At 69.8% G+C, this 8,513-nt stretch carries 11 protein-coding genes; 8 read left to right on the top strand and 3 right to left on the bottom strand.

Features of this window, described 5'->3' with window-relative positions:
* Positions 1 to 783 (bottom strand): CoA ester lyase (locus G6027_RS03295; protein ID WP_182635389.1); only part of this gene is annotated, 783 nt, incomplete at its 3' end.
* 200 nt (positions 784 to 983) lie between these two features.
* Between G6027_RS03295 and G6027_RS03290 the strand changes: the two genes are divergently transcribed.
* Complete coding sequence (locus G6027_RS03290; protein ID WP_182635384.1) at positions 984 to 1,991, top strand: ATP-binding cassette domain-containing protein; 1,008 nt, start codon at positions 984 to 986, stop codon at positions 1,989 to 1,991.
* The gene (locus G6027_RS03285; protein ID WP_182635382.1) at positions 1,988 to 2,854 is read left to right on the top strand and encodes an ABC transporter permease; all 867 of its coding nucleotides are present in this window, start codon (positions 1,988 to 1,990) and stop codon (positions 2,852 to 2,854) included. The genes G6027_RS03290 and G6027_RS03285 overlap by 4 nt, the downstream gene beginning before the upstream one ends.
* 14 nt (positions 2,855 to 2,868) lie before the next feature.
* Here G6027_RS03285 and G6027_RS03280 read toward each other — a convergent pair whose 3' ends face one another.
* Entirely contained in the window at positions 2,869 to 3,375 is a 507-nt protein-coding gene (locus tag G6027_RS03280; RefSeq protein ID WP_182635380.1) for a hotdog fold domain-containing protein, read from the bottom strand.
* Between the two features lie 82 nt (positions 3,376 to 3,457).
* Positions 3,458 to 4,054, bottom strand: coding sequence for a mycofactocin system transcriptional regulator (gene mftR / locus G6027_RS03275; RefSeq protein WP_241726768.1), 597 nt, complete (start codon positions 4,052 to 4,054; stop codon positions 3,458 to 3,460).
* A 131-nt stretch (positions 4,055 to 4,185) separates the two neighbouring features.
* Between mftR and mftA the strand changes: the two genes are divergently transcribed.
* The 6 genes from mftA to mftE form a co-directional block, all read left to right on the top strand.
* The gene (mftA, locus tag G6027_RS03270) at positions 4,186 to 4,272 is read left to right on the top strand and encodes a mycofactocin precursor MftA (protein ID WP_067716580.1); all 87 of its coding nucleotides are present in this window, start codon (positions 4,186 to 4,188) and stop codon (positions 4,270 to 4,272) included.
* A 1-nt stretch (position 4,273) separates the two neighbouring features.
* Positions 4,274 to 4,600, top strand: a complete 327-nt coding sequence (mftB, locus tag G6027_RS03265; RefSeq protein ID WP_182635378.1) for a mycofactocin biosynthesis chaperone MftB — start codon at positions 4,274 to 4,276, stop codon at positions 4,598 to 4,600.
* The gene (gene mftC, locus G6027_RS03260) at positions 4,597 to 5,829 is read left to right on the top strand and encodes a mycofactocin radical SAM maturase (protein ID WP_182635376.1); all 1,233 of its coding nucleotides are present in this window, start codon (positions 4,597 to 4,599) and stop codon (positions 5,827 to 5,829) included. The genes mftB and mftC overlap by 4 nt, the downstream gene beginning before the upstream one ends.
* 54 nt (positions 5,830 to 5,883) lie before the next feature.
* Positions 5,884 to 7,107, top strand: a complete 1,224-nt coding sequence (gene mftD, locus G6027_RS03255) for a pre-mycofactocin synthase MftD (RefSeq protein ID WP_182635367.1) — start codon at positions 5,884 to 5,886, stop codon at positions 7,105 to 7,107.
* Between the two features lie 63 nt (positions 7,108 to 7,170).
* Positions 7,171 to 7,986: a mycofactocin-coupled SDR family oxidoreductase gene (locus tag G6027_RS03250; protein WP_182635365.1), complete on the top strand. Its 816-nt coding sequence runs from the start codon at positions 7,171 to 7,173 to the stop codon at positions 7,984 to 7,986.
* Positions 7,983 to 8,513 (top strand): mycofactocin biosynthesis peptidyl-dipeptidase MftE (gene mftE, locus G6027_RS03245; RefSeq protein WP_187702547.1); only part of this gene is annotated, 531 nt, incomplete at its 3' end. The genes G6027_RS03250 and mftE, both read left to right, overlap by 4 nt.

Genomic DNA, 8,513 nt, shown 5'->3' with positions numbered 1-8,513 from the left:
CTTCTGCGCTCGGGCCAGCCGCGGCAGGTCCGCGCCGTCGCGGCAGCGCTCGCCGCCGGGGCCCAGCTCGTCGATCACGGACTCGGCCCACGAGACATCGGCGGCGGAAGGGGAGAGGACCTCGTTGATGTACGGGGCCTGGTCCACCCGCAGGCACAGCTTGCCGGTCATGCCCATCTCGACCGCGTGCTCGGCGGCGTCCATGAGGACCTGGGTGTCGTTGGAGATGGTGGGCCCGTCGATCGGGGGCGCCACGCGCGCGACCCGGCTGGACACCACGAACTGCGACCGGGTGTAGGCCATGGCGATCTGGGAGGAGCCGATGCCGGTGTCGCGGCGGTAGTCACCGATGCCGAACGCCAGGCGCACCACCTGGTCGGTCTTGGCGATCTCCGTGGCGGCGGCCAGACCGTCGGCGGACTCGACCAGGGCGACGATCGGGGTGTCCGCGGCCAACCGGGCGGCGGTCAGCGAGACGTGCTCCGGGTTCTCGGTCTTGGCCAGCATGACGCCGTCGAGGCCGGGGCAGTGGCCCAGGGCCATGAGGTCCTTCTCCCACTCGGGGGAGCGGACGTCGTTGATCCGGACCCACGCGTGGTTGCCGGCCTCGAGCCACTGGCGGACCTCGCGGCGCGCGCGCTCCTTCTCCGACTGGCGGCACCCGTCCTCGACGTCCAGGACCACGACGTCCATCTCGGAGTTCACGGCCGCGTCGAAGCGCTCGGACTTGTCGGCAGGCAGGAGCAGCCACGAACGGGCGATCGTCGGCGGGATGGTCGACATGGGGCTCATGGGTACCGGTCATCCTTTGTTCGAGAGACGGTTCGCCGCGGGACGCGAGACGTCGCGCGGCAACCTCCCCACGATACGTTGCCCGGGTCGTGGGGCTCCACACGGTGACCTGTGAGCCATAGGACGCGATCGGTCCTCATTGGCGGACCTGTGTATTGACTACCGTTTCCCGGCGCGGCACTCTTTGGCGAGTGAGTACCAGACTGGCGTCCGACGCCCCGGCGATCGAGGCGGAACACCTCGTCAAGAAGTTCGGCGACTTCACCGCCGTCGATGACATCTCCTTCTCCGTCCCCACCGGATCGGTCCTCGGACTGCTGGGGCCCAACGGGTCCGGCAAGACCACCACCATCCGCATGATGACGACCCTGAGCCCGCCCACCTCCGGCACCGCGCGCGTCGCCGGTCACGACGTGATGGGCGCCCCGGCCGAGGTGCGCAAGGCCATGGGGCTGACCGCGCAGGCGGCCACCGTCGACGAGTTGCTCACCGGGCGCGAGAACCTGCGCCTCATCGGGGACCTCTACGGCCTGCCCAAGAAGATGGTCAAGACGCGCGCCGATGAGCTACTGGAGAAGTTCTCGCTCAGCGACGCCGCGACCAAGGTCGCCAAGAGCTACTCCGGGGGTATGCGGCGCCGGCTCGATCTGGCGGCCAGCCTCGTCGCGGCCCCGCCCGTGTTGTTCCTGGACGAGCCCACCACCGGCCTCGACCCGAGGTCGCGGAACGAACTCTGGGACGTCCTGCGCGACCTGGTCCGCGACGGCACCACCTTGCTGCTCACCACCCAGTATCTCGACGAGGCCGATCAGTTGGCCGACCGAGTGATCGTGATCGATCACGGCAGCGTCATCGCCGAGGGCACCCCGCTCGAGCTCAAGGACCGCTCCGGGGCGGCCAGCCTGGTCATCACCGTCTCCCGGCCGGACGACGTCGACGAGGCCGTCCGCGTCCTCGACGGCCGGATCGGGGAACTGCACGTCGACCGCGACGCGCGCCGGCTCACCGCGCCGTCGGAGGGCGTCTCGGCGCTGGCGGGGATCGCCACCGCGTTCACCGACGCCGGGATCGAACTCGACGACATCGGCCTGCAGCGCCCCAGCCTGGACGACGTCTTTCTGTCCCTCACCGGACGCAGGGCCGAGGACACCGCGGACACCGGGGACGTCGACACCATCGAACAGGAGAACCGGGTATGAGCACCGTCGCCGACCCCACCCACACCTCGGCCACCCACGAGCGGTTCGCGATGCCGTCCCGCCCCGAGGGGCCGTCCCTCGGCCGGCAGATCTCCGCGCTGGTGCGCCGCAACCTCTTCCACATCCGCCGGCAGCCGGAGAACCTCGCGGACGTCACCATCCAGCCGGTGATGTTCGTCCTGCTCTTCGCCTACGTCTTCGGCGGCGCGATCGCGGTGGCCGGCGGCGTGAACTACCGCGAGTGGCTGCTCCCGGGGATCATGGCGCAGACCATGGCGTTCTCCTCGTTCGTCGTGGCCTCCGGGCTGTGCAACGACCTCAACAAGGGGATCATCGACCGCTTCCGGACCCTGCCCATCCAGCGTGCGTCGATCCTCATCGCGCGCAGCGCCTCCAGTCTCATCCACTCCTCCATCGGCGTGGTGGTCATGTCGCTGACGGGCCTCGTCGTGGGCTGGCGGATCCGGAGCGGGATCGTCGACGCGGTGCTGGGCTACCTCATCCTGCTGGGCTTCGGCTTCGTCATGATCTGGATCGGCATCGTCGTGGGCTCCCGCCTCAAGACCATCGAGTCGGTCAACGGCGTCATGTTCACCACGATCTTCCCCACCACGTTCCTCGCCAACACCTTCGCGCCCCCGGAGTCGATGCCGCCGTGGCTGCGGCCGGTCGCCGAGTGGAACCCGCTGGCCTCGGTCGTCCAGGCGATGCGCGAGCTCTGGGGCAACGCCCCCGCGGTGGGGCCGGACGCCGCACTGCCGCTGCAGCACCCCGTGATGGCGTCACTGCTGTGGATCGTCGGGCTGACGGTGATCATCGCCCCGATCGCCGTCAAGGCCTTCGACGCCCGGACCCGAGACTGACGCGCCGGCGAGCGTCAGCGCTTCTTCTTGGGGGAGACCCGGATGGTGATGGACCCGACCACCGGTTCGACGCCGGCGTCGTCGACGAAGCGCAACGGGACGTCGATGTCCTGTCCGCTGGTGATGGCGGCGAAGTCGGGGATCTCGGTCCACTCGGCGGTGACGGTCATGCCGCCGGTCGACATGGCCGGGTAGCGCACGTTCATGCCCACGGGAATCCACCGGTGGGTGGCCGGCACGGTGGCTTCGGCGAGTACGCCCATCGCCATCTCGGCCAGGTTCAGGGCGGCGATCACGTGGAAGGTGCCGATGTGGTTGTGGTTGCCCCACCAGCCGGGTCCGCGGACCACGCACCGGCCGGGGCGCACGTCCACGACGTGGGGCAGGACGGTGCGGAAGTAGGGGGCCTTGAGGCTGACGGCCGCGCTGAACAGTCGCGAGCCGAAGGGTAGCCGGGTCGCCTTCTGCCAGAGGCGGAACGTCTGGGTGGGTTCGGGCTGGACGGGCGCGGTGTCGGTCATCCAGGAGATATTACTCCCCGGTAGGTTCCGGGTGTCGTGCACCACCTGACGCACCGCGGTGCCCACCGCCCGGCCCTCCGCCTCAGGCCAGGATGCACGTGCACTGTCTGAGGAGTTCGTGGAGCCGGGCCTGGTCCGCCTCGGGCTCGTCGACCCAACGCCGGTACGCCGAGAGGGCGATCCCGAGGGCGGCGTGAGCCGTCGCGGCCGGGATCAGATCGTGCACGGTCTCCCCGCGACGGGCGGCCACGAACTCGGCGACGGCCCGCCGCCAGTCCGCGTACATCAGCGTCGAATGGGCCTGGAGCTCGTCCACCCCGAGCAGTAGTCCCATCCGCAGGCGGTGCACCTGCGTCTCGGAGTCCGGGAAGGTGTTGAACGCGACGAGCGAGTCCGCCAGCGCGTCCCGGAGCGGGGTCGAGCCGGGGATCTCGGCCAGCTGTCGCCGCATCCCGTCCATCTGTACGTCGAACTCGCCCCACGCGATCGCGGCCTTCCCCGGGAAGTACCGGAAGAGGGTCCGCCGGGAGATGTGTGCGGCCTCGGCGATCTCGTCGACGCTGGTCGCGTCGTATCCCTGGCGTGCGAACAGCCTCAACGCCACCGCCACGATCGAGGCGCGCGTCGTGGACGGTCGTCGCCCGGGGACGCGACTGTCGTCCAACTCCGTCATTCCCATGATCGACAAGCCTAGAGCCACCCCGGACACGGTCTGTACATAGACCATTGCAATTGGCACTAGGTGCCAATATGATGCAGGTCTCACCTTGAGTGGTGAGGCACCCATCAGGTCTGAAGAGAGGAACTGCCGTGGAGAACACCCAGAACACCGAGGTAGTGCTGGAGGAGGCCCTCATCGAGGAGGTCTCGATCGACGGCATGTGTGGGGTCTACTGACATGACCTCCGCAGCAGCGCCGGCCGGCGCCGAACAGGACGCCGCGCCCGCGGCCTTCGATCTCGACGCCGGCTGGCGCCTGCACCCCGGAGTGGCGCTGCGTCCCGAGCCGTTCGGGGCCCTGCTCTACCACTTCCACACCCGCAAGCTCAGCTTTCTCAAGTCGCCGACCATCGTCGAGGTGGTCCGCATTCTCGCCGACCACCCCACCGCCCGCGCCGCCTGCGCTGCCGCCGGCGTGCCGATCGACGACCCCGGGACCGCCCGCCTGTACCTGCACGCGCTCGGCCAGCTCGCCGCCTCGCGCATGATCGAGGAGACCTCATGACCAGCACGCTCAGCCGCCCAGCGGCCCCCGCCCCCGTCGGCCGGCTCGTGGACCAGTTCGAGCGCGGTCTCGACGCCCCCATCTGTCTGACCTGGGAGCTCACCTACGCCTGCAACCTCGCGTGCGTGCACTGCCTGAGCTCGTCGGGCAAGCGCGACCCCCGCGAGCTGAGCACCGAGCAGTGCAAGGCGATCATCGACGAGCTGCAGAAGATGCAGGTCTTCTACGTCAACATCGGCGGCGGCGAGCCCACCGTCCGCCCGGACTTCTGGGAGCTCGTCGACTACGCGACCAGCCACCAGGTAGGCGTGAAGTTCTCCACCAACGGCGTGCGCATCGACGAGAAGGTGGCGCAGCGCCTGGCCGCCAGCGACTACGTGGACGTCCAGATCTCCATCGACGGTGCCACGGCCGAGGTCAACGACGCTGTCCGCGGCCCGGGTTCGTTCGACATGGCGGTCCGTGCCCTGGAGAACCTCCAGAACGCCGGCTTCACCGACGCCAAGATCTCCGTGGTGGTCACCCGCGAGAACGTCACCCAGCTGGACGAGTTCAAGGCCCTTGCGGACCGGTACGACGCGACCCTGCGCATCACCCGCCTGCGCCCCTCCGGCCGCGGCGCGGACGTGTGGGACGACCTCCACCCGCTTCCCGAGCAGCAGAAGGACCTCTACGACTGGCTGGTCGAGCACGGCTCGAACGTCCTGACCGGTGACAGCTTCTTCCACCTGTCCGCCTTCGGCGACGGCCAGGGATCGCTGCCCGGCCTCAACCTCTGCGGCGCGGGCCGCGTGGTGTGCCTCATCGATCCGATCGGCGACGTCTACGCCTGCCCGTTCGCGATCCACGAGGAGTTCCTCGCCGGCAACGTCGTGGCCGACGGGAGCTTCGAGTCGGTGTGGCAGACCTCCGAGCTGTTCCGCGAACTGCGCGAGCCCCAGTCCGCCGGCGCCTGCGCGTCGTGCAACTTCTACGACAGCTGCCGCGGCGGGTGCATGGCGGCCAAGTTCTTCACCGGCCTGCCCATGGACGGTCCGGACCCGGAGTGCGTCCAGGGGTACGGCGAGGGACTGCTCGCCGCCGAGCGCAGCATCCCCTCGCCGTCACAGGACCACTCGCGGGTCAAGGGTCTGGCCGCGCGCAAGCAGCCCACCGGCCCGGTCCCGCTGACCCTCGTCACCACCCCGCCGCGCAGGCCCACCAGCCTGTGCAACGAGTCCCCGGTCTGAGTCGACCGGGTCGACCCGCCCCCGCCCACTTCCTCCCCGAAGGAGCTCTCTCCCATGTCACGCCTGTCGAAGATCGCCGAGGCCAACCCCTGGCGCAGCAACCCCTGGTTCGAGTCGGTCGCCGAGGCCCAGCGCCGCGCCAAGAAGAAGCTGCCCCGGAGCGTCTACATGGCGCTGGTGGCCGGCAGTGAGCAGGGCGTGACGATCGACGACAACACGGCCGCGTTCGCCGAGCTGGGCCCCAAACCGCACGTGATCGGGGCCAAGGCCGAGCGGGACATGGCCACCACGGTGATGGGGCAGCCGATCAGCCTGCCGGTGATGATCTCGCCGACCGGGGTCCAGGCCGTGACCCCGGACGGTGAGGTCGACGTGGCCCGTGCGTCCGCCGCGCGCGGCACCGCGATGGGACTGAGTTCCTTCGCCTCCAAGCCGATCGAGGAGGTCATCGCCGCGAACCCGCAGACGTTCTTCCAGGTGTACTGGCTCGGCGGCAAGGAGAAGGTCCTCGAGCGCCTGGAGCGGGCCAAGGCCGCCGGTGCGGCGGGCGTGATCCTCACCACCGACTGGTCGTTCTCCATGGGGCGCGACTGGGGCAGCCCGACCATCCCGGAGAAGCTCGACGCCAAGGCGATGCTCACCCTCGCCCCGGAGATCGCGGTGCGTCCGCGCTGGGCCGCCGAGTGGGCGCGCGACGTGGTGACCAACAAGCGTTTCCCCGACCTGACCACGCCGAACCTCGTGCACCAGGGCGAGATGGGCCCGACCTTCTTCGGTGCCTACGGCGAGTGGATGGGCACCCCTCCGGCCACGTGGGAGGACATCGCGTGGGTCGTGGAGAACTACGACGGGCCGGTCATGCTCAAGGGCATCACCCGCCTCGACGACGCCCGGCGCGCGGTCGACGCCGGCGTCAGCGCGATCTCCGTCTCCAACCACGGCGGCAACAACCTCGACGGCACCCCGGCCTCGATCCGCTGCCTGGCGCCGATCGCCGACGCCGTCGGCGACCAGGTCGAGGTGTTGCTCGACGGCGGGATCCGGCGCGGGTCGGACGTGGCCAAGGCCCTCGCCCTGGGCGCCCGCGCCGTGATGATCGGCCGCGCGTACCTGTGGGGCCTGGGCGCCAACGGCCAGGCCGGCGTGGAGAACGTCCTGGACGTCCTGCGTTCGGGCCTGGACTCCAGCCTGATCGGGTTGAGCAAGTCCTCGATCGCGGAACTCAACAGGGATGACTACGTGATCCCCGACGGGTTCATGCGTCGCCTGGGAGAGTGACCTGGAGGGGCGGCCCGTCCGGGCCTCCCTGTTACGTCCGTAGAGGAAGAGGAACCACAGTCCATGGGAGACTTCGACGGCAAGGTCGTCTACATCACCGGCATCGCCCGCGGCCAGGGTCGCAAGCACGCCATCCGCTTCGCCCGGGAGGGCGCCAAGGTCATCGGACTGGACCTGTGCGCCTCGCCGTCCGAGCATGTCGGCTACAAGGCGTCCACCGAGGAGGATCTCGCGCAGACGGTCGAGAAGGTCAAGGCCGAGGGCGGGGAGATCCTCGCCGAGATCGGCGACGTCCGCGACCTGGCGTTCCAGCAGGACCTGGTCGCTCGCGGGGTCGAGCAGTTCGGCGGACGTCTGGACGTGGTGATCGCCAACGCCGGCATCTGCAACTGGGGCAAGGTCTGGGAGATCGACGAGCAGCAGTGGCAGGACACGATCGACATCAACCTCACCGGGTACTGGAAGACCCTCAAGGCCACCATCCCGCACATGCTCGCGGCGGACAACGGTGGATCGATCGTCCTGGTGAGCTCCGTCGCGGGCCTCAAGGCCATGCCCGTCCAGGCGCCCTACTCGGCCTCCAAGTACGGCGTGGTGGGCCTCGCGCAGACCGCGGCCAAGGAGCTCGGTGAGCACCGGATCCGGGTCAACACGATCCACCCCTACGGCGTGTTGACCCCGATGGGCGCCGACGACCCGGCGGCCCACGACGTGTTCACCAACATGCCCCAGTTCCTCCCGCACTTCACGCCGATCCTGGGGATGGGGATGGCCACCACGGACGACATCTCCGACTCGGTCCTGTTCCTGGCCTCGGACGCCTCCCGGACCATCACCGCGTCGACGTTCACCGTCGACATGGGCGCGATCAAGGTCTGACCATCGAGCCCGTCCTGGCGGTGCTGCCGCTCGGTGCCACCGAGCAACACGGCGCGCACCTGCCCACCCAGACGGACACGCTGCTGGCAACCGCCACCGCGGACGCCCTCGCGGCCGCCGACGTCCACGTGCTCCCCGCTCTCGCGTACGGCGCGAGCGGGGAGCACCAGGCGTTTGCCGGCACGGTGTCCATGGGCACCGACGCGCTGGTGCAGACGCTGATCGAGCTCGGCAGGTCGGTCTCCACCCGCACTCCCAGATTCGTGGTGGTCAACGGCCACGGCGGCAACCTCGACGCGCTGCGTCGGGCGATCCCGCTGCTGCGCTACGAGGGCCGTGACGCCGCGTGGCTTTCGTGCCGGACCTCCGTGGACCCGGCCGACACCCACGCCGGCCACGCCGAGACCTCGCTCATGCTCCACCTCCACCCCGACCTGGTCCGCATGGACCGCGCGGCCCCCGGCTGCACCCGACCCCTGCCGCAGATCCTGCCCGCCCTGCGCGACGGGGGAGTGGTCGCTGTGAGC

The organism is Dietzia sp. SLG310A2-38A2, from assembly GCF_014145095.1.
Classification (GTDB): domain Bacteria; phylum Actinomycetota; class Actinomycetes; order Mycobacteriales; family Mycobacteriaceae; genus Dietzia.
This window is presented reverse-complemented; position numbering and strand designations above follow the sequence as displayed.

What these genes read in the sequence shown, in the direction of transcription:
- G6027_RS03250 (WP_182635365.1), top strand. Translation starts at nt 7,171, where the DNA reads ATGGGAGACTTCGACGGCAAGGTCGTCTACATCACCGGCATCGCCCGC.
- G6027_RS03285 (WP_182635382.1), top strand. Translation starts at nt 1,988, where the DNA reads ATGAGCACCGTCGCCGACCCCACCCACACCTCGGCCACCCACGAGCGG.
- mftC (WP_182635376.1), top strand. Translation starts at nt 4,597, where the DNA reads ATGACCAGCACGCTCAGCCGCCCAGCGGCCCCCGCCCCCGTCGGCCGG.
- mftB (WP_182635378.1), top strand. Translation starts at nt 4,274, where the DNA reads ATGACCTCCGCAGCAGCGCCGGCCGGCGCCGAACAGGACGCCGCGCCC.
- mftR (WP_241726768.1), bottom strand. Translation starts at nt 4,054, where the DNA reads ATGGGAATGACGGAGTTGGACGACAGTCGCGTCCCCGGGCGACGACCG.
- G6027_RS03280 (WP_182635380.1), bottom strand. Translation starts at nt 3,375, where the DNA reads ATGACCGACACCGCGCCCGTCCAGCCCGAACCCACCCAGACGTTCCGC.
- mftD (WP_182635367.1), top strand. Translation starts at nt 5,884, where the DNA reads ATGTCACGCCTGTCGAAGATCGCCGAGGCCAACCCCTGGCGCAGCAAC.